The organism is Pseudomonas sp. AOB-7 (genome assembly GCF_003696305.1).
In the GTDB taxonomy this organism is placed as follows: domain Bacteria; phylum Pseudomonadota; class Gammaproteobacteria; order Pseudomonadales; family Pseudomonadaceae; genus Aquipseudomonas.
The window spans coordinates 214,645-233,789 of sequence record NZ_RFFK01000007.1 but is presented as its reverse complement, the minus strand read 5'-3'; the positions used below and the strand labels follow the sequence as shown (position 1 = coordinate 233,789).

The 19,145-nt window shown below is 67.3% G+C and carries 21 protein-coding genes and 1 pseudogene; 4 read left to right on the top strand and 18 right to left on the bottom strand.

The annotated features are described in order from the left end of the window. Positions 1-36 precede the first annotated feature (36 nt). A complete protein-coding gene (locus tag EA796_RS15480) occupies positions 37-612 on the top strand; it encodes a TetR/AcrR family transcriptional regulator (RefSeq protein ID WP_218567635.1) in 576 nt (191 codons plus the stop codon). Between the two features lie 31 nt (positions 613-643). Here the strand turns inward: EA796_RS15480 and EA796_RS15475 are convergent, their stop codons facing one another. From EA796_RS15475 to ubiE, 9 genes are all read right to left on the bottom strand, one after another. After that, positions 644-1,354, bottom strand: coding sequence for a 16S rRNA (uracil(1498)-N(3))-methyltransferase (locus EA796_RS15475; protein WP_021441803.1), 711 nt, complete (start codon positions 1,352-1,354; stop codon positions 644-646). Next, the gene (gene tatC, locus EA796_RS15470; RefSeq protein ID WP_122109235.1) at positions 1,351-2,148 is read right to left on the bottom strand and encodes a twin-arginine translocase subunit TatC; all 798 of its coding nucleotides are present in this window, start codon (positions 2,146-2,148) and stop codon (positions 1,351-1,353) included. The genes EA796_RS15475 and tatC overlap by 4 nt, the downstream gene beginning before the upstream one ends. Next, on the bottom strand, positions 2,145-2,474 hold the full coding sequence (gene tatB / locus EA796_RS15465; protein WP_021441805.1) for a Sec-independent protein translocase protein TatB: 330 nt from the start codon (positions 2,472-2,474) through the stop codon (positions 2,145-2,147). The genes tatC and tatB overlap by 4 nt, the downstream gene beginning before the upstream one ends. Before the next feature lie 3 nt (positions 2,475-2,477). Further along, on the bottom strand, positions 2,478-2,711 hold the full coding sequence (gene tatA / locus EA796_RS15460) for a twin-arginine translocase TatA/TatE family subunit (protein WP_011920744.1): 234 nt from the start codon (positions 2,709-2,711) through the stop codon (positions 2,478-2,480). Between the two features lie 27 nt (positions 2,712-2,738). Next, positions 2,739-3,071 (bottom strand): phosphoribosyl-ATP diphosphatase, encoded by a 333-nt coding sequence (locus EA796_RS15455; protein ID WP_021441806.1) that lies wholly within the window; start codon positions 3,069-3,071, stop codon positions 2,739-2,741. Beyond that, entirely contained in the window at positions 3,064-3,465 is a 402-nt protein-coding gene (hisI, locus tag EA796_RS15450) for a phosphoribosyl-AMP cyclohydrolase (protein ID WP_122109234.1), read from the bottom strand. The genes EA796_RS15455 and hisI overlap by 8 nt, the downstream gene beginning before the upstream one ends. A gap of 73 nt (positions 3,466-3,538) precedes the next feature. After that, positions 3,539-5,122 carry a ubiquinone biosynthesis regulatory protein kinase UbiB gene (gene ubiB, locus EA796_RS15445; protein WP_122109233.1) on the bottom strand — a complete coding sequence of 528 codons (1,584 nt, stop codon included), beginning with the start codon at positions 5,120-5,122 and terminating at the stop codon, positions 3,539-3,541. After that, positions 5,119-5,736, bottom strand: a complete 618-nt coding sequence (locus tag EA796_RS15440; protein WP_021444114.1) for an SCP2 domain-containing protein — start codon at positions 5,734-5,736, stop codon at positions 5,119-5,121. Before EA796_RS15440 ends, ubiB begins: the two co-directional genes overlap by 4 nt. Next, positions 5,736-6,506 carry a bifunctional demethylmenaquinone methyltransferase/2-methoxy-6-polyprenyl-1,4-benzoquinol methylase UbiE gene (ubiE, locus tag EA796_RS15435; RefSeq protein WP_021444113.1) on the bottom strand — a complete coding sequence of 257 codons (771 nt, stop codon included), beginning with the start codon at positions 6,504-6,506 and terminating at the stop codon, positions 5,736-5,738. Before ubiE ends, EA796_RS15440 begins: the two co-directional genes overlap by 1 nt. A 158-nt stretch (positions 6,507-6,664) precedes the next feature. Between ubiE and EA796_RS15430 the strand changes: the two genes are divergently transcribed. The 3 genes from EA796_RS15430 to EA796_RS15420 all read left to right on the top strand — a co-directional run bounded on the left by EA796_RS15430 (position 6,665) and on the right by EA796_RS15420 (position 8,442). Continuing rightward, complete coding sequence (locus tag EA796_RS15430; RefSeq protein ID WP_021444112.1) at positions 6,665-6,940, top strand: polyhydroxyalkanoic acid system family protein; 276 nt, start codon at positions 6,665-6,667, stop codon at positions 6,938-6,940. Positions 6,941-7,178: 238 nt separating this feature from the next. Beyond that, entirely contained in the window at positions 7,179-7,625 is a 447-nt protein-coding gene (locus tag EA796_RS15425; RefSeq protein WP_021444111.1) for a phasin family protein, read from the top strand. Between the two features lie 10 nt (positions 7,626-7,635). Further along, positions 7,636-8,442, top strand: a complete 807-nt coding sequence (locus tag EA796_RS15420) for a phasin family protein (protein WP_122109232.1) — start codon at positions 7,636-7,638, stop codon at positions 8,440-8,442. 57 nt (positions 8,443-8,499) lie between these two features. Here the strand turns inward: EA796_RS15420 and EA796_RS15415 are convergent, their stop codons facing one another. The 9 genes and pseudogenes from EA796_RS15415 to argS all read right to left on the bottom strand — a co-directional run bounded on the left by EA796_RS15415 (position 8,500) and on the right by argS (position 18,973). Beyond that, positions 8,500-9,114, bottom strand: coding sequence for a TetR/AcrR family transcriptional regulator (locus tag EA796_RS15415; RefSeq protein ID WP_122109231.1), 615 nt, complete (start codon positions 9,112-9,114; stop codon positions 8,500-8,502). Positions 9,115-9,181: 67 nt separating this feature from the next. After that, positions 9,182-10,950 (bottom strand): annotated as a pseudogene (locus tag EA796_RS15410) (alpha/beta fold hydrolase). Positions 10,951-11,124: 174 nt separating this feature from the next. Further along, positions 11,125-11,982: a poly(3-hydroxyalkanoate) depolymerase gene (gene phaZ, locus EA796_RS15405; RefSeq protein WP_122109230.1), complete on the bottom strand. Its 858-nt coding sequence runs from the start codon at positions 11,980-11,982 to the stop codon at positions 11,125-11,127. A gap of 141 nt (positions 11,983-12,123) precedes the next feature. Continuing rightward, positions 12,124-13,803, bottom strand: coding sequence for a class II poly(R)-hydroxyalkanoic acid synthase (gene phaC, locus EA796_RS15400; RefSeq protein ID WP_122109229.1), 1,680 nt, complete (start codon positions 13,801-13,803; stop codon positions 12,124-12,126). Positions 13,804-14,099: 296 nt separating this feature from the next. After that, positions 14,100-14,471 carry a gamma-butyrobetaine hydroxylase-like domain-containing protein gene (locus EA796_RS15395; protein WP_021442883.1) on the bottom strand — a complete coding sequence of 124 codons (372 nt, stop codon included), beginning with the start codon at positions 14,469-14,471 and terminating at the stop codon, positions 14,100-14,102. 78 nt (positions 14,472-14,549) lie between these two features. Next, complete coding sequence (gene hslU / locus EA796_RS15390; protein WP_021442884.1) at positions 14,550-15,890, bottom strand: HslU--HslV peptidase ATPase subunit; 1,341 nt, start codon at positions 15,888-15,890, stop codon at positions 14,550-14,552. A gap of 41 nt (positions 15,891-15,931) precedes the next feature. Continuing rightward, positions 15,932-16,462 carry an ATP-dependent protease subunit HslV gene (gene hslV, locus EA796_RS15385; protein WP_021442885.1) on the bottom strand — a complete coding sequence of 177 codons (531 nt, stop codon included), beginning with the start codon at positions 16,460-16,462 and terminating at the stop codon, positions 15,932-15,934. Between the two features lie 96 nt (positions 16,463-16,558). Then, positions 16,559-17,233 (bottom strand): SPOR domain-containing protein, encoded by a 675-nt coding sequence (locus tag EA796_RS15380; RefSeq protein ID WP_122109228.1) that lies wholly within the window; start codon positions 17,231-17,233, stop codon positions 16,559-16,561. Next, complete coding sequence (gene argS / locus EA796_RS15375) at positions 17,234-18,973, bottom strand: arginine--tRNA ligase (RefSeq protein WP_122109227.1); 1,740 nt, start codon at positions 18,971-18,973, stop codon at positions 17,234-17,236. Positions 18,974-19,145 lie beyond the last annotated feature (172 nt).

Below are 19,145 nucleotides of genomic sequence, written 5' to 3'. Positions count from 1 at the left end.
GTGGGCGTTGTCAACATATTAGAGGGGATGTTGCTGGTGTCAACATGTGAGGACGAGTGCGTTCGCGCCTACCACCATGGCGATTTGCGCTGCGCTCTGCTGGTGGCGGCCGGCGAGCTGCTGGACGAGGGTGGCGCGGCTGCGATCAGCTTGCGCGAGGTGGCGCGCCGGGCCGGGGTTTCGCATAACGCGCCCTATCGGCATTTTGCCGATCGCGATGCCTTGCTGGCGGCGCTGGCCGCCGAGGGGTTCGCCGAACTGAGTCGGCGCATGGCGCTGCTGCCGGCGTCGCGCCTGCAGGCATTGGGGCAGTGCTACGTGGCCTTCGCCCTGGAGCAGCCGGGGCGTTTCGCCCTGATGTTCGGCGGCGTGGCAGACAAACAGCGCTACCCGCAGTTGCAGCAGGCGGCGCAAGCCCTCTACCGCCAGCTTGGGGCCAGCGTGCAGGCCGTGGCGCCAGGCCAGGATCTGACGACCGCCAGCCTGGCGGCCTGGAGCCTGGTGCATGGGCTGGCGCAACTGCTGCTGGACGACCAGCTACCCGGACAGGACGCAGAGGCCGCCGCCCAGGCGGTGACCGGGTTGTTCGTCGCCGGACTGGGGGACGCCTAGCCCGTCGCGGTCATTCGGGACGGGCGCGGGTTTAGAACAGCCGCGCCAGCAGCGCCGGTACCGCCGTCTCCACCCGCAGGATGCGCTCGCCGAGTTGCACCGGTTGCAGGCCCGCGGCCTGGCCCAGCAGCGCCACCTCGTAGGGGATCCAGCCGCCTTCCGGGCCTATGGCCAGGGTCACCGGGCCTGAAACCGCGCGCGGGCAGGGCGGATGGTCGCCGGGATGGCCGACCAGGCCGAGCGTGCCGGCGGCAAGCAGAGGCAGACGATCCTCGACGAAGGGCTTGAAGCGCTTTTCGATCAGCACCTCGGGCAGCAGGGTATCGCGCGCCTGCTCCAGGCCGAGGATCAGTTGCTCGCGGATGGCTTCGGGTTCGAGGAAGGGGGTTTGCCAGAAACTCTTTTCCACCCGGTAGCTGTTGACCAGCACCAGGCGCGGCACGCCCATGGCGGCAATGGTCTGTAGCACGCGCTTGAGCATCTTCGGCCTGGGCAGGGCCAGTACCAGAGTCAGCGGCAGCTTGGCCGGCGGCGCCTGGGTGAGGGCAACCTGCAGTTCGGCGTGCTCATCGTCCAGGGCCAGAAGCCGGCCCTCGCCCATCTGCCCGCCGAGGCGGCCGACGCGCAGGCGGTCGCCAGCGGCGGCGCGGTGTACTTCGTGCAGGTGCTTGAGACGGCGGCCGGTCAGGCGGGCACGGTCGGCGCCGATGAAGTCGGCGTCCTCCAGCAGCAGCAGGTTCACGGCAGCGGCGCGGGCGGCTGGTCTTCGGGCTTGGCCTCGTCCTCGGCGTCGGCCTGGGCTTCGCTGCGCTGCTTGACCAGGCTGCCGGCCAGCACGCCGGCCTCGAACAGCAGCCACATCGGCACCGCCAGCAGGGTCTGCGAGAACACGTCCGGCGGGGTCAGCACCATGCCGACCACGAAGCAGCCGACTATCACATAGGGGCGGCTCTTGCGCAGGGTGGCGACGTCGACGATGCCGACCCAGATCACCAGGAAGGTGGCGATGGGGATCTCGAAGGCCACGCCGAAGGCGAAGAACAGGGTGAGCACGAAGTCCAGGTACTGGCCGATGTCGGTCATCATCGCCACCCCTTCCGGGGTCACGCTGGCGAAGAAGCCGAACATGATCGGGAACACCACGAAGTAGGCGAAGGCCATGCCGGCGTAGAACAGCAGGATGCTGGAAATCAGCAGCGGCACGGCGATGCGCTTCTCGTGGCTGTACAGCCCCGGCGCGATGAAGCCCCAGGCCTGATGCAGGATCACCGGCATGCCGAGAAACAGCGCGCACATCAGGGTCAGCTTGAACGGCGTGAGGAAGGGCGAGGCGACGCCGGTGGCGATCATCGTCGCGCCTTCCGGCAGGTAGGCGCGCAGGGGCGCGGCCACCAGGGCGTAGATGTCCTGGGCGAAGTAGAACAGTCCGGCGAAGATCAGCAGGATGATCACCACGCAGCGCAACAGGCGCGCGCGCAGCTCGGTCAGGTGCGAGACCAGGGGCATTTCCTGGTCGGCGTCCGGGTGTCGGCTCATGGCTGGCGTGGGGTGTCCTGGCTGGTGGGCGCCGGCTCGGCCTTGGCGGGCTCGCTGGCAGGCTTGGCGGCAGGGTCGAGGATCTCCTGCTTCATCGCCTTCATTTCCCGCTCCAGTTCGAGGATCTGCTCGTTATGCAGCTGGCGGCGGATTTCGTCGGCGCCGATCTCGCGTTCCACCTCCGCCTTGATCGCGCTGAAGCTGCGCTTGATCCGGCCGATCCACAGGCCGGCCGTGCGCACCGCGCCGGGCAGGCGCTCGGGGCCGAGCACCACCAGGGCGACCAGGGCCACCAGCAGCAGTTCGCTGAAACCGACGTCGAACATGGCTCAGTCTTTCTTCGCCGGCTCTTCGACCTTGCGCGCCTGGGCGTCGATGGTCTGCCCCTTGGGCTCTTCCACCGCCGGTTTCTCGGCTTCGCCGTTGTCCATCGACTTGCGGAAGCCCTTGATCGCGTCGCCCAGGTCCGAGCCCAGGCTCTTCAGGCGCTTGGTGCCGAACAGCATGACCACGATGAGCAGGATGATCAGGAGTTGCCAGATGCTGATGCCACCGAATCCCATGATGCGTTCTCCGTTGTGAGAGGTTGTTCAGTTTTGCGGTCGCGCGGCTTTTTCCGCGTGGCCGGAGAGGCCGAAGCGCCGCTCCAGTTCGTCCAGCACGGCCTGCGGGTGCTGGCCGAGGGCGGCGAGCACCACCAGGCTGTGGAACCACAGGTCGGCGGTTTCGTAGATCAGGTCGCTGCAGTCGCCGCTGGCGGCGGCGTCCTTGGCGGCGAGGATGGTTTCCACCGACTCCTCGCCGAGCTTCTCGAGAATCTTGTTCAGGCCCTTGTGATACAGGCTGGCGACGTAGGAGCTGTCGGGGGCGGCGCCCTTGCGCGCCTCCAGCACCTCGGCCAGGCGGCTCAGGGTGTCACTCATGGCGGTGTCCTGCGTGATAGATGGCGTGCGGGTCTTTGCGCACGGCGTCGACGATTTTCCAGCCGCCGTTGTCATAGACGCGGTAGAAGCAGCTCTCGCGCCCGGTGTGGCAGGCGATGCCGCCGAGCTGTTCGACCATCAGCACGATTACGTCGGCGTCGCAGTCCAGGCGCAGCTCGTGCAGCTTCTGCACGTGGCCGGATTCCTCGCCCTTGCGCCACAGCTTGCCGCGCGAACGTGACCAGTAGATGGCGCGCTGCTCACTCACGGTCAGGCTTAGGGATTCGCGGTTCATCCAGGCCATCATCAGGATGCGGCCGCTCTGGTGATCCTGGGCGATGGCCGGGACCAGGCCGTCTTCGTTCCAGTGGATTTCGTCGAGCCAATCGTTCATCGGGATTCCGTGTCTGCTGCGCCGGGCCGCGGCCCGTCAATACGCCAAGTGTGCCAGTGCGGCGGCCGACTGGCTATCGGCGCAGCACCAGATAGAGCCCGCCGCCGAGCATCAACCAGGCCGGCCAGGCCGCCAGCAGCGGCGCCAGGCCCTGCACCGCGCCGGCGCCGATCAGCGCCGCGCCGAGCAGGCGCAGCGGCCACTGCCCGTTGGTCGGTTGTGCTGCCGGCGGCGCCGGCTGTTGCAGGCGCTCCAGGGCGTCGCGGGCGATCTGCGACAGGTGCGGCACCTGCTCGGCCTGCTGCTGCAGGTTGCGCAGCAGGTGCAGCGGGCTGACCCGCTCGCGCATCCAGCGTTCGAGGAAGGGCTGCGCGGTGCTCCACAGGTCCAGGTCCGGGTACAGCTGGCGACCCAGGCCCTCGATGTTCAGCAGGGTCTTCTGCAGCAGCACCAGCTGCGGCTGCACTTCCATGTTGAAGCGGCGCGCGGTCTGGAACAGGCGCAGCAGCAGCTGACCGAAGGAAATTTCCTTCAGCGGCCTCTCGAAGATCGGCTCGCACACGGTGCGGATCGCCGCCTCGAATTCGTTGACCTTGGTATCGGCCGGCACCCAGCCGGAATCGATGTGCAGCTGCGCCACCTTGCGGTAGTCGCGTTTGAAGAAGGCGATCAGGTTGCGCGCCAGGTAGTCCTGGTCCTCGTCGGTGAGGCTGCCGATGATGCCGCAGTCGATGGCGATGTACTGCGGACTCCAGGGCGTGCGGGTGCTGACGAAGATGTTGCCGGGGTGCATGTCGGCGTGGAAGAAGCTGTCGCGAAACACCTGGGTGAAGAAGATTTCCACGCCCCGCTCGGCCAAGAGCTTCATGTCGGTGCGCTGGTCGGCCAGGGTCGCCAGGTCGGTCACCGGGATGCCGTAGATGCGCTCCATCACCAGCACCTGCGGGCGGCACAGGTCCCAGTACACCTGTGGCACGTAGAGCAGCGGCGAGCCGTCGAAGTTGCGCTTGAGCTGGCTGGCATTGGCCGCTTCGCGCAGCAGGTCGAGTTCGTCGTAGATGGTCTTCTCGTAGTCGCCGACCACCTCCACCGGGCGCAGGCGGCGGGCGTCGGCCGAGGCCTGCTCGGCGATGCGGGCGAGCAGGAACAGCCAGGCCAGGTCCTGGCGGATCACCGGCCTTAAGCCCGGGCGGATCACCTTGACCACCACCTCTTCACCGCTTTTCAGCTGCGCGGCGTGCACCTGGGCCACCGAGGCGGAGGCCAGCGGCTGGCTATCGAAGCGGGCGAACAGCTCGCCCACCGGCGCGCCGAGCTGGCCTTCGATCAGGGCGATGGCCTGGGCTTCGGGGAAGGGCGGCACCTGATCCTGCAGGCGCGCCAGCTCGTCGGCGATGTCCGGCGGCAGCAGGTCGCGGCGGGTGGAGAGCAGCTGGCCGAACTTGATAAAGATCGGCCCCAAATCTTCCAGAGCCAGGCGCAGGCGCGCGCCGCGCGACAGTTGCAGCGGCTTGCGCGGCAGCCAGCGCCAGGGCAGCAGCCAGCCCAGGGCGCGCAGCCACACCGGCAGCGGCAGTGCCAGCAGCAGCTCGTCCAGCTGGTAGCGGACGATCACGCGCTGGATGCGCAGCAGGCGGCGAACGGCGAGTAGTTTCATGCGTCGGGCTTAGGTCGTGAGGCGAGGCGCTCGATGCGCGCCTCGAGGCGGTCGAGGGCGAGCTTGAGCTGGTCCAGTTCGGCGAAGCGCACCTCGGCCTCGCGCTGGCCGACCAGGCTGCGCGATTCTTCGGCGAGGTAGTCGGCCAGGTCCTGCTTGAGGCTGGCGGCGCCATTCGCCGCGAGGTTCACCCGGCTGCGCAGATGGCCGGCGAGCAGGGGGCTGGCGACTGGGCCGAGCCAGCGCGACAGTTCGTATTCCCAGTCCAGCTCCAGGTCCTGGAGGATGCCGGCCAGCTCCAGCAGCACCGCGCTGTCGCCGTCCAGCGACACTTCCGGGCGGTGCAGCACGGCGGTCTTGTCGCGGCTCAGGGCCAGGCGCGCCAGGCTGGCGGCGGGGGCGGTGAGGCTGCAGTCGGCGGGCGCCTGCCACTGCCCGGCCAGCTGCAGGCCGTCGCCGCTGGGCAGGATGAACAGCTCCAGCGCCGGGCTCTGGCAGTGCACAGCGATCACCTTGCCGGCCAGCTTGTGCAGGCGCGGCAGGGCGGTGCCGTCCAGGCGCAGGACGCGATTGAGGCCCGCCTCGACGCCGGCCAGCAGCCCGCTCAGCAGCATCAGGGCTTGATGCCGCGGTGCAGGGCGACGATGCCGCCGGTCATGTTGTGGTAGGTGACGCGCTCGAAGCCGGCCTCGACCATCATCGCCTTGAGGGTCTCCTGATCCGGGTGCATGCGGATCGACTCGGCGAGGTAGCGGTAGCTGTCGGCGTCGTTGCTGATCAGCTTGCCGGCCAGCGGCATGAAACTGAACGAGTAGGTGTCGTAGGCCTTGGCCAGCAGCGGGTTGCCGGGCTTGGAGAACTCCAGCACCAGCAGGCGCCCGCCGGGCTTGAGCACGCGCAGCATGGAGCGCAGGGCGTCTTCCTTGTGCGTCACGTTGCGCAGGCCGAAGGCGATGCTGACCACGTCGAAGTGGTTGTCGGGAAATGGCAGCTTCTCGGCATCGGCCTGGACGAACACCACGTTGCCGGCCACGCCCTTGTCCAGCAGGCGGTCGCGGCCGACCTTGAGCATGGAGTCGTTGATGTCGGCCAGCACCACCTGGCCGCTCGGGCCGACCAGGCTGGAAAACTTGCGGGTCAGATCGCCGGTGCCGCCGGCGATATCCAGCACGCGGTTGCCCGCGCGCACGCCGGACAGCTCGATGGTGAAGCGCTTCCACAGGCGATGCAGGCCGCCGGACAGCACGTCGTTCATCAGGTCGTACTTGGCGGCCACCGAGTGGAACACCTCGGCCACTTTTTCCGCCTTCTGGCTTTCCGGCACGTCCTGGAAACCGAAGTGGGTGGTGGGTTCCTGCTCCTGGGCCTTGCGTGGATCGCTCATATCGCTCTACCGGCTAAAGATCGCCGCTCATTCTAAAGGCGCCCGGCGCCTTTGTCTTGCCCGGGTGCCCGGCCGCGCGGCGGGCTGGTAGAGTGATGTGACCCCATGCCGCAGGCCACGGCCGCCGCGGCGCCCGGCAGTCAGTCGAAGGAGTTGCCATGTCCCGTATTCGCGTCGAACGTCCCCACCAGCTCGGCCGCGCCGCTGCGCGCGAGAAGGCCGAGCAACTGGCCGAGCGCCTGGCCCGCGAGTACGACGTGCGCTACCGCTGGAATGGCGACACCCTGGAGTTCAAGCGCAGCGGCGCCGACGGCAGCATCGAGGTGGGCGAGGACCGGGTGTGCGTCGAGCTCAAGCTGGGCCTGCTGCTGTCGGCCATGGGCGGCAGCATCAAGCGCGAGATCGAGCAGGTGCTGGACAAGTCGTTGGCGTAGGTTGGCGCTAAGCGCAGCGAAGCCCAACAGGGAGCGCGCAGTGCTCCGCCCGACGATCTCGGCGCCTGGCGCGCCGCCGCCCGGCTGCAATCCGGGGGATCCACCATGGTGGAGCGGTGACGCGCGACCCACCCTGCCGCGCGCCTAGTATGCGATTTCTAATTTTTCTCCCTAGGGTGTACCCAAGCCTGCATTCCGTGGGCGTTTCCGCTAACTGTCAAAGCGCGTGAGGTGCACCATGTCGAAAGTTGCCGTGAAGAAGAAAGTCGAAGCCGTGGCCGAGGACAAAGCCGGTCTGCTCGATGACGTCAAGGGCTATGCCCGCAAGATCTACCTGGCGGGCCTGGGTGCCTACGCCAAGGCCGGTGCCGAGGGTGTCGAGTACTTCAAGGAGCTGGTCAAGAGCGGCGAGAGCCTCGAGAGCAAGGGCAAGCAGCTGGTCGACGAACAGGTCGAAGCCGCCAACAGCCAGATCGAATCGGTAAAGAAAACCGTCAACTCCAACGTCACCAGCGTCAAGGGCAAGGTCGAAGTGCAGCTCGACAAGATCGAGAAGGCCTTCGACACCCGTGTCGCCGCCGCCCTGAACCGTATCGGCATTCCCTCCAAGCAGGATGTTGAGGCACTCTCTGCTAAGCTGGATGAGCTGAGCGCGTTGCTCGAGCACGTCGCGCGTACCAAATAAGGAGATCAGGATGGCTGTTAAGAAGAAAACCGAGAAACAGACCAGCTCCTGGATCGGCGAGGTCGAGAAATACTCGCGCCAGATCTGGTTGGCAGGCTTGGGCGCTTACTCCAAGGTCAGCAAGGACGGCACCAAGCTGTTCGATACCCTGGTCAAGGACGGCGAGAAGGCTGAGAAACTGGCCAAGAGCGAAGTCGACAAGCAGGTCGATGCGGTGAAAGCCGGCGTCGGCTCCAAGGTCGGTTCCGCCAAGTCCAAGGTCGATGAGGTCAAGGACAAGGCGATCGGCAAGTGGAGCGAGCTGGAAGAGGCTTTCGACAAGCGTCTGAACAATGCCATCTCGCGGCTGGGCGTGCCCAGCCGCAACGAGGTGAAGGCATTGAACGACAAGGTCGACAGCCTGACCAAGCAGCTGGAGAAGATCGCTGGCGTGTCGGCCAAGTCGGTGGCCAAGCCGGCGGCGAAAGCGGCTGCCAAGCCGGCACCGAAAGCCGCGGCGAAACCGGCCGCCAAGCCGGTGGCCAAGGCTGCCGCCAAGCCGGCTGCAAAACCTGCGGCCAAACCGGCAGCGGCCAAGCCTGCGGCCGCCGCCAAGCCCGCTGCCAAACCTGCAGCCAAGGCCGCGGCGAAACCTGCTGCCAAGCCGGCGGCGAAACCGGCAGCGGCGAAGAAGCCGGCGGCGAAGAAGCCTGCCGCGCCCAAGGCCACTGCAGCGAAACCGGCTGCTGCGGCCCCCGTCGCGGCTCCCGCGGCGACGCCTGCAGCTCCGGCACCGGCCCCGGCTGCCGTTGCGGCGACGCCTGCCAACCCGTCCTGAGTTTCTCGGGATCACAAGCGCCCGGCCTAGTGCCGGGCGTTTGCGTTTCTGCGCGGCTCAGGCGTCCAGGTAGCGCTGCGCCATTTGCTCGGCGGCGAAGCGCGAAGGCGCAGCCAGGTGCGGCGCCACCAGCATCATCACCTGATAGACCACCAGGCGACTCTCGCCGTCGCTGCCGAGGATGCGCTGGTAGTCGAGGGAGAACAGCAGGGTGAGGGTGATCTGCTCCACCAGCTGGCCGAGGGCGCGGGTGTCGCTGACCAGTTGTCCCTCGGCCATCAGTCGCGCCAGCAGGGCGGCCAGGGTGCGCTTGAGCGAGTTCAGCCAGTGGCGGATGCCGCGCGCCAGCTTGGGCAGGCGCCCGGCCAGGTTGGACAAATCCTGGAACAGGAAGCGGTACTGCGCCAGGCGCTCGACGATCAGGTGCAGGAACAGCCAGTAGTCCTCGACGTCCAGTTGCGCCTCGGCGGGCGGATCGAGCAGCGGCGCCATCTCGGCCTGGAAACGCTCGAACAGCTCCAGCACCAGCGGCTCCTTGCCGTGGAAGTGGTAGTAGAGATTGCCCGGGCTGATGTCCAGCTCGTTGGCGATCTCCAGGGTGGAGACGTTGGGCTCGCCCTGCTGGTTGAACAGCTGCAGGGCGGTGTGCAGGATGCGCTCGCGGGTTTTCATCCGGTCTTCTTGTCGGTGGCGCGGAGGCGTTGACGATAACGCGGCCGGCGCGGCGCCGGCCAGCCCTTCAACGGATATGCACGTAGGTGCCGGGCGCGGCCTCCATCGGCGGATGCTTCTGGTCGCCCAGCGCCAGCAGGGTCTCGCGCTGCTCGCCGGAGCGTGCCTGAATCCATTCCAGCCACTGCGGCCACCAGCTGCCCTGCACGTGCCGGGCATCGTGGTACCAGGCGCGCGGGTCCGAGGTCAGCTTGCCGTTCTCGTAGTAGTTGGCCTTGGGGTTGCCCGGCGGATTGAGGATGCTCTGGATATGCCCGCTGTTGGACAGGATGAAGCGGCGGTTGCCGCCGAGCAGCAGGGCCGAGCGGTACACCGCGTCCCAGGGCGTGATGTGGTCGTTGATGCCGGCCACGCTGAAGCTGTCCACCGTGACCTTGGCCAGGTCCACCGGGGTGCCGCAGACCTCCAGGCCGCCGGCGCGGCTGAGCGGATTGTGCTTGAAGAAGTCGATCAGGTCGCCGTGCAGCGCCGCCGGCAGGCGGGTGTTGTCGTTGTTCCAGTAGAGGATGTCGAAGGCCGGCGGCTGCTTGCCGAGCAGGTAGTTGTTGACCCAGTAGTTCCAGATCAGGTCGTTGGGGCGNTCCAGTAGAGGATGTCGAAGGCCGGCGGCTGCTTGCCGAGCAGGTAGTTGTTGACCCAGTAGTTCCAGATCAGGTCGTTGGGGCGCATCCAGGCGAACACCTTGGCCATGTCGCGGCCGTCCAGCACGCCCTGCTGGTAGGAGCGGCGCTTGGCCGATTCCAGGGTCTGCTCGTCGGCGAACAGCATGGCCGGGCTGTCGATCTGGCTGTCCAGCAGGCTGACCATGTAGGTGGCGCTGGCCACCTTGCGCAGCTGCCGCTTGGCCTGCAGGTGGCCCTGCAGGGCGGCGATGGTCAGGCCGCCGGCGCAGGCGCCGAGCAGGTTGACCTCCTTGCTGCCGGTGATCGCGCGGCAGGCGTCGACGGCTTCCTCGACCGCCTGCACGTAGCTCGACAGGCCCCATTCGCGGTGCCGCGCGTCCGGGTTGCGCCAGCTGATCATGAAGGTCTGCAGGCCGTTCTTCAGCGCGTACTGGACGAAGCTCTTGTCGGTGGACAGATCGAAGATGTAGTACTTGTTGATCTGCGGCGGCACGATCAGCAGCGGCTTGGCGTACTGTTTCTCGCTCATCGGCCGGTACTGGATCAGCTCCAGCAGCTCGTTGCGAAACACCACCGAGCCGGGGGTGCAGGCCAGGTTGCGGCCGACTTCGAAGGCATGCTTGCTGACCTGGCTGGGCAGGCCGTCGTTGTGCAGCAGGTCGTCGAGCAGATGGCGCATGCCCTTGAACAGGCTGCTGCCGCCACTGTTGAACAGCTCCTTGAGCGCCAGCGGGTTGAGCAGGCTGTTGGACGGCGCCAGGGCGTCGCTGAGGATCGCCGCGAGAAAGCGCGCGCGGGCGCGGTCGTCGGCCGACAGCTCGCTGTCGTCGATCCAGGCGCCCAGCTGCTTCTGCCAGGCCAGGTAGGCCTGCAGGCTGCGCCGGTAGAAGGGGTTGAGCTGCCAGGTGGGGTCGGCGAAGCGCGCGTCCTGCGGGTTGGTCTTGTGCAGCGTATCGCCGAGCAGCACGCGGCCGAGCTGGCCGCCGAAGGCGAGCAGGTGGCGGCTGCTGCGCACTGGATGCTTGAGCCCCTGCACGGCGAGCAGGCGCACGGTGGAGAGCAGGTCGCGGCCGCGCACGCCGACCACGGCGCTCTGGGCGTTCATGAAAGTAGCAGGCGTTGGCAGGGCGCCGCTATTGGGCTTGTCTCGCATGGGGCAACACTCCGTCGTCAATCCTTGTAGAGACTTTCAAGGTACGAGGCTGCGCAGCAAGCCTTGTACCAAGCGCGCCGGAAGGGCATTCCAGACAGCCGCGCGCATCAGGCGGAGGCGCCTCGGCGGCCTCCTTGTCGAGCAATCTGACAGCCTTGCACTACAGTTGTGCGCTCAATGCTGGCGTGCCGGGGTTGGCTGCGGGTGCATCACCGCGCGCTGCCGTTCCTCCTCGAGAAACTTCATGATGATCGGCGCCACCGCCTCGGCACGGGTCACCAGGAACAGGTGGCCGTCGTCGATCACGTGCAGTTCGGCGTTGGGGATGCGCCAGGCCAGCAGGCGCATGTTGATCAGCGGGATCAGCGGGTCGTCGTCGCCGGCCATCACCAGGGTCGGCTGACGGATCTTGTGCAGCCAGTGGATGCTGGTCCAGCCGAGGCCGGCGAACAGCTGCCAGTAGTAGCCCATCTTGCCGCCGGAGCGCACCTTGCTGGCGTGCGCCATGGCCAGCTTGGGATCGCGGCGGAAGGCGCCGCCGTAGATGTCCGGGGCGATGCGCACGCCGTAGGACGGCTGCACGTAGCGCCGCGGGCTGGCCATGCGCCAGAGCACCTTGGGCTTGCCCGGCACCATCACCGCGCCGGCCGAGGTGGCGGCGAGGATCAGCTTCTTGCAGCGCTCCGGGTAGTCGTGGGCGAATTGCTGCGCCAGGGCGCCGCCCCAGGACACGCCGATGGCGTTGACCTGGCCATAGTCGAGGTAGTCGAGCATGCGCGCCGCCAGCCTGGCCAGGCCGGGGAAGCGGTAGGGCGTGGCCGGGGTCGACGAGCCGCCGACGCCGGGCACATCGAAGGCGATCACCTCCAGGTCCGGGTCGAGGGCCTGGACGAAGGGCATCACCAGCTCCAGGTTGGCGCCGATGCCGTTGAAGATCAGCAGCGGCACCAACTGGCCGTTACCGGGGCGCACCGCGGTGCGGATGGTCTGACCATCGAGGTCGATGGTGCGAAATACGAAAGGTGACGGCATGCGCGCGGGCCCTATCAGTTGAAACGCTGGGGGCGACCGTCCCGGCCACTCCCAGATTCACCAGGGCGAGCCTGGTTCGCCGGCGTCGCGGCGAGCGGCACCTCCCAGTGCCGCAGGCAGTGTGGCGCAAACTGCGCCGAATCAGCGTTCGTGCACATAGGTGCCCGGGGCGGCTTCAGCGGCCGGATGTTTCTTGTTGCCCAGCGCGGTGGGCGCGTTCTTGGTCTTGCCCGAGCGCTCGGCCAGCCAGCTCTGCCAGTGCAGCCACCAGGAGTCAGCGTGCTTGGTCGAGCCTTCCTGCCAGGCCTTGGGGTCGGCCGGCATCTCGCTGTTGGTCATGTAGCGCGCCTTGGGGTTGCCCGGCGGGTTGAGGATGCTCTGGATATGGCCGCTGTTGGACAGCACGAACTCGCACTTGCCGCCGAACAGGTGGGCCGACTTGTAGCAGGAGTCCCAGGGGGTGATGTGGTCGGTGGTGCCGGCGACGCAGAAGAAGTCGCAGGTGACCTGCTTGAGGTCGATCGGCGTACCGCAGACCTCCAGCGCGCCCGCACGGGTCAGCGGGTTGGTCTGGAACATGTCGATGAATTCGCCGTGCAGGGCGGCGGGCAGGCGCGTGGTGTCGTTGTTCCAGTAGAGGATGTCGAACACCGGCGGCTCGTTGCCGAGCAGGTAGTTGTTGACCCAGTAGTTCCAGATCAGGTCGTTGGGACGCATCCAGGCGAACACCTTGGCCATGTCGCTGCCTTCGAGCACGCCGGCCTGGTAGGAGCGGCGCTTGGCGGCTTCCAGGGTCTTCTCGTCGGCGAACAGCGCCACCTGGGTGTCGAGCTGGGTGTCGAGCACGCTGACCAGCAGGGTCAGGGCATGCACCTTTTGCTCGCCGAGGGCGGCGTAGTGGCCGAGCAGGGAGGCGGTGGTCAGGCCGCCGGAGCAGGCGCCGAGCATGTTGACGTCCTTGCTGCCGGTGATGGCGCAGATGACCTCGATGGCTTCCTTGAGCGCCTGGATATAAGTGGACAGGCCCCACTCGCGCTGCGCCTTGGTCGGGTTGCGCCAGCTGACCACGAAGGTCTGCACCTGGCTGCGCAACAGGAAGCGCGCCAGGCTCTTGTCCGGCGACAGGTCGAACACGTAGAACTTGTTGATCTGCGGCGGCACCACCAGCAGCGGGCGCTCGTGCACGCTCTCGGTGATCGGCTTGTACTGGATCAGCTCCAGCACGTCGTTGCGAAACACCACGGCACCCTCGGTGGTGGCCAGGTTCTTGCCGACCTCGAAGGCCGCCATGTTCACCTGGCTGGGCATGCCGCCGTTGTTGACCATGTCCTTGGCCAGGTGCGACATGCCGTCGAGCAGGCTCTTGCCGCCGGTCTCGAAGAAGCGTTTGAGCGCGGCCGGGTTGGCCATGCTGTTGGACGGTGCCATGGCCTCGGTCATCAGGTTGATCACGAAGTGGCCGCGGCTGGCGTCCTGCTCGGACAGCGAGCTGTGCTCGATCCAGTCGTGCAGTTCCTTGCGCCAGGCCAGGTAGGTCTGCAGGTAGCGGCGGTACAGCGGGTTCTGGCTCCAGGCCGGGTCGGCGAAGCGGCGGTCGCCGTCCTCGGGCTTGAGCTCGGACTTGCCGAGCATGACGTTCTTCAGCTCCAGGCCGAAGTGGGCGACGTGCTTGGCGCTGTGGAAGGGTTGCTTGAGCGCCTGGGCCAGCACCATGCGGGCAGAGGTCAGGAGGTCCTTGCCGCGAATGCCGACCACCGGGTTGAGTCCCAGGGTGTTTTCCGAGGCCTGGCGTTTCAGGTCTTCGTTGTTCTTGTCACTCATCTACGACGCTCCATTGTCCTGAGACGAATACCGGCGTGTTGGCGCGCGCGGCGACACAGGGCCTGGTACTGCTCGGGTTACCGGGGGCGGATCGAGTCCGCATCTTTCGTTGCACCTGGCGCAGCCAAATGCAGGGAACCTGCCAGTTCCTTGGTTACCCGAGTTTGTGAAGTTAAGCAAGCCGGTCAATGGCGCGGGAGTATGCCGCGATAGATTAGAAAACGCGCCCTAACTCCGCCGAACCTGAGCCGCGGGCGCAGGGCCGCACGCTCTGCGGCGAGGCTTTGCCCGAAGGCTCAGAGCATCAGACGGACGACCGATTCGTCGGGGTCGCGGGATTTGCCGGCGGCGCTGAGCTGGGCCAGGTAGTCGGCCCACAGCTGCTCCTGGCGGGTGGCCAGTTCGAACAGGTAGTCCCAGGTGAACAGGCCGCTGTCGTGGCCGTCGTCGAAGCACAGTTTCAGTGCATAGTTGCCGGCCGGCTCGATGCGTTCGAGCCCGACATTGAGCTTGCCGGTCTGCAGGATGGGTTTGCCATGGCCCTGCACCTCGGCCGAGGGCGAGTGCACGCGGAGGAACTCGGCGCTGAGCGAATAGCTCTGCTCGCCGTAGCGCAGCTCCAGGGTCCTGGAGGCCTTGTGCAGTTTGATCGCGCTGGGGATGGGCATGCTGGATGTCCGTTGTCGGTAGCCCGGATGCCATCCGGGGGCTTTCAGGGGCCCCGGATTTCACCCGGGCTACGGGGCTTACAGAATATAGCGCGACAGGTCTTCGTCCTGCGCCAGCTCGCCGAGGTGGCCGTTGACGTAGGCCGCGTCGATGCGGATTGGCGTAGCGCTGTGCTGCGCGGCCAGGTCGCCGGCGCTGAAGGAGACTTCCTCGAGCAGACGTTCGAGCAGCGTGTGCAGGCGCCGTGCGCCGATGTTCTCGGTCTTCTCGTTGACCTGCCAGGCGATCTCCGCCAGGCGCTGGATGCCGTCTTCGGCGAACTCGATGTCCAGGCCCTCGGTCTTCAGCAGCGCGGCGTACTGTTCGGTCAGCGAGGCGTGCGGCTCGCAGAGGATGCGCTGGAAGTCCTGCGGGCTGAGCGCCTTGAGCTCGACGCGGATCGGCAGACGACCCTGCAGCTCGGGCACCAGATCGCTGGGCTTGGCCAGGTGGAAGGCGCCCGAGGCGATGAACAGGATGTGGTCGGTCTTGACCATGCCCAGCTTGGTGTTGACCGTGCAGCCCTCGATCAGCGGCAGCAGGTCGCGCTGCACGCCCTCGCGGGAGACGTCGGCGCCGCCGGTGTTGCCGCGCTTGGCCACCTTGTCGATCTCGTCGATGAAGACGATGCCGTGCTGCTCCACCGCCTCCAGGGCGCGGGCCTTGAGTTCCTCCTCGTTGACCAGGCGCGCGGCTTCCTCGTCGCGCACCAGCTTCAGCGCATCGGCGACCTTGAGCTTGCGGCTCTTCTTCTTGCCCTTGCCGAGGCCGGCGAACAGGTTCTGCAGCTGGTTGGTCATTTCCTCCATGCCCGGCGGGGTCATGATCTCCACGCCCATGGGCGACTCGGCCACCTCGATGTCGATTTCCTTGTCGTCCAGCTGGCCTTCGCGCAGGCGCTTGCGGAACAGCTGGCGGGTGTTGGAATCCTCGCTGCGCACCGGTTCGTCGCCGAAACCCTGGCGCGCCGGCGGCAGCAGGGCGTCGAGGATGCGTTCCTCGGCGGCGTCCTCGGCGCGGTGGCGGACCTTGGTGATCTCCTGCTCGCGCAGCATTTTCACCGCGGCGTCGGCCAGGTCGCGGATGATCGACTCGACGTCGCGGCCGACGTAGCCGACCTCGGTGAACTTGGTCGCTTCCACCTTGAGGAAGGGCGCATTGGCCAGCTTGGCCAGGCGCCGGGCGATCTCGGTCTTACCGACCCCGGTGGGGCCGATCATCAGGATGTTCTTCGGCGTCACTTCCTGGCGCAGCTCGGCCGGCAGCTGCATGCGCCGCCAGCGGTTGCGCAGGGCGATGGCCACGGCGCGCTTGGCGTCGTCCTGGCCGATGATGTGGCGGTTGAGTTCGTGGACGATCTCGCGGGGCGTCATGGACATGGAATCGGGCTCGCTATCGAATCGGGATGAACAACCGGACGCTATTCGGCGGCGTCCAGTTCCTCGAGGGTCTGGTGGTGGTTGGTGAACACGCAGATATCGCCGGCGATGCCAAGCGCGGTCTCGGCCACCTCGCGGGCGCTCAGCTCGGTCTTCATCAGCAGGGCGCGTGCCGCGGCCTGGGCGAAGGCGCCGCCGGAACCCATGGCGATAAGGCCTTCCTCGGGTTCGACCACGTCGCCGTTGCCGGTGATGATCAAGGAGGCGTCCTTGTTGGCCACCGCCAGCATGGCTTCCAGGCGGCTCAGGCTGCGGTCGGTGCGCCAGTCCTTGGCCAGCTCGACGGCGGCGCGCACCAGGTGGCCCTGGTGTTTTTCCAGCTGGCCCTCGAAGCGCTCGAACAGGGTGAAGGCGTCGGCGGTGGCGCCGGCGAAACCGGCCAGCACCTGGCCGTGGTAGAGGCGGCGGACCTTCTTGGCATTGCCCTTCATCACGGTGTTGCCGAGGGATACCTGGCCGTCGCCGGCCATCACGACCTTGCCGTGGCGGCGCACTGAAACGATGGTGGTCAAGGGGAGAGTCTCCACGCAGCGGGGCGAATTGCCCGGATGCAGACTCAAATGGGGGGGCCGCCGCGGCTTTTCAACCGACGGCGGACAAAAGGCGGATCAACGGACCTGGCGCTGCTGTAACAGCAGATTGCCGAAGCCGCTGGCGGCCAGGGTCTTCTGCGCGCCGGCCAGCTGTTCGCGGTTGGCGAAGGGGCCGACCAGCACGCGGTGCCAGGTTTCCTCGCGCACCTTGCCGGTTTCCACCCGCACGTTCTGGCCGAGCAGGATGATCTGCGCGCGCAGGCTGTCGGCATCGTCACGGCGGCGGAACGAGCCGGCCTGGAGGAAGAACTGGGTGGTCAGCGGCGCGGCGGCGATCACCGGCGGCGGGGGCGGCGGCACCTGGCCGTTGAGCGCGGCCTCGGCGCGGGCGGCGTCGATCTTCGCCGCTTCCTCCGGGGTCACCGGTTTCTGCGCCGGAGCCGGCGGCGGGGTCTCTTCCAGCGCCTGCGGCAGGATCACCTCGGACTCCGGCAGCAGGGTGTAGAAGTCGTACTTGGGCTTGCTCGGTTCGCTCGGCGCCGGCTTGGGGGCCGGTTTGGCGGTGCGCGGCGGCTCGCCCTTGTCGCGCTGGATCTCGTCGCGACCCGGCTCGAGGCTGAACAGGAACATGAAGAAACCGCCGACCAGCAGGCCGCAGGCCAGCCAGATCCAGCCCGGCACCGGCTTCTTCGCCGGCGCCTGGTAGCGGCTGGCGCCGCGCTTGGGGGCGGGTTTCTTGCGCGCGGCCATTTACATGCGCTCCAGGGTTTCCAGGCCGAGCAGCTCCAGGCCCTGCTTGAGCGTGCGGCCGGTCAGGGCGGTCAGGCGCAGGCGGCTGTGCTGGGTGGCTTGGTCCTCGGCGGTGAGGATCGGGCAGTTCTCGTAGAAGCTGGAGAACAGCCCGGCCAGGTCGTACAGGTAGCTGCACAGCATGTGCGGCGTGCCCTTGTCGGCGACGCTGGCGAGCAGCTCGCCAAACTGCGCCAGCTTGGCACCGAGCGCCTGTTCCTGCTCGGCGACCAGGGTGATCTGCCCGCCGATCTCCTCGATGCCCTTGCCCAGCTTGCGGAACACGCCGGCCACGCGGGTATAGGCATACAGCAGGTAGGGCGCGGTGTTGCCCTCGAAGCTCAGCATCAGCTCGAAGTTGAAGCTGTAGTCACTGGTGCGGTGCTTGGACAGGTCGGCGTACTTCACCGAGGCGATGCCGACCACGCGGGCGATGCGGCGCAGCTCGTCTTCGGCCAGCTCCGGGTTCTTGCTCTTGACCAGCTCATAGGCGCGCTGCTCGGCCTCGTCGAGCAGCTCCACCAGCTTCACCGTGCCGCCGTCGCGGGTCTTGAACGGGCGGCCGTCCGGACCGTTCATGGTGCCGAAGCCCATATGCTCCAGCTCCATGCTGGGCGGCACGAAACCGGCCAGGCGCGCGCAGGCGAAGACCATCTGGAAGTGCAGGGCCTGGCGCTGGTCGACGAAGTACAGCACGCGGTCGGCCTTGAGCACGCCTGCGCGGTAGCGGGTGGCGGCCAGGTCGGTGGTGGCGTACAGGTAGCCGCCGCCGGCCTTCTGCACGATCAGCGGCAGCGGGTTGCCCTCGGCGTTCTTGAACTCGTCCATGAACACGCACTGGGCGCCGTTGTCCTCGGTCAGCAGGCCCTTGGCCGCCAGATCGGCGACCACCTGCGGCAGGTCGTCGTTGTAGGCGCTCTCGCCCTTGACGTCGGCCATGGAGAGCTTGACGCCGAGGCGGTCGTAGATGGCCTGGCAGTGGCTCAGGGAGATATCGTTGAAGCGGTGCCACAGGCGCAGGCATTCGGCGTCGCCGGCCTGCAGCTGCACCACCAGCTGGCGGGCGCGGTCGGCGAACTCGGGGGATTCGTCGAAGCGCTTCTTCGCCGCGCGGTAGAAGCCTTCCAGGTCGGCCAGCTCGCTTTCGGCGGCGGCCGGGTTTTCCTGCATGTAGGCCAGCAGCATGCCGAACTGGGTGCCCCAGTCGCCGACGTGGTTCTGCCGGATCACGGTGTCGCCGAGAAACTCCAGCACCCGCGCCACGCCGTCGCCGATGATGGTCGAGCGCAGGTGGCCGACGTGCATCTCCTTGGCCAGGTTGGGCGCCGACAGGTCGACCACCACGCGCTGCGCCGGGCCGTTCTTGCGCACGCCGAGACGCTCATCGGCCAGTGCCGCCTCCAGGCGCTGGGCCAGGGCGTCGCTGTTCTGGAAGAAGTTGAGAAAACCCGGGCCGGCGATTTCCACCTTGGCGACGCCGGCGTCGGCCGGCAGGGCTGCGATCAGCTTCTCGGCCAGCTCGCGCGGCTTCATCCCGGCCGGCTTGGCCAGCATCATGGCGATATTGCTGGCGAAGTCGCCGTGGCTCTTGTCCTTGGTGTTCTCCACCTGGATGGCCGGGCTCAGGCCCTCGGGCAGCACGCCGTCGGCAGTGAGGCGGTCGAGGGCTTGCTGGATCAGGTGGCGAATGCTGTCTTTCATGGTCGGCTCGGGTCGCCCGGGGGCATTGGTCGAAAACTGCGCATTATAAAAGCAGCCGCAAGCGGCAGGCCATCACTTGTAGGGTGCGCCGTGCGCACCAAGGGTTGTCTGGTCGCGAATCGAGAAGCTGGAGCGCACGGCGCCCCCACGGCTGGGCGAATCGCTGGTGCGT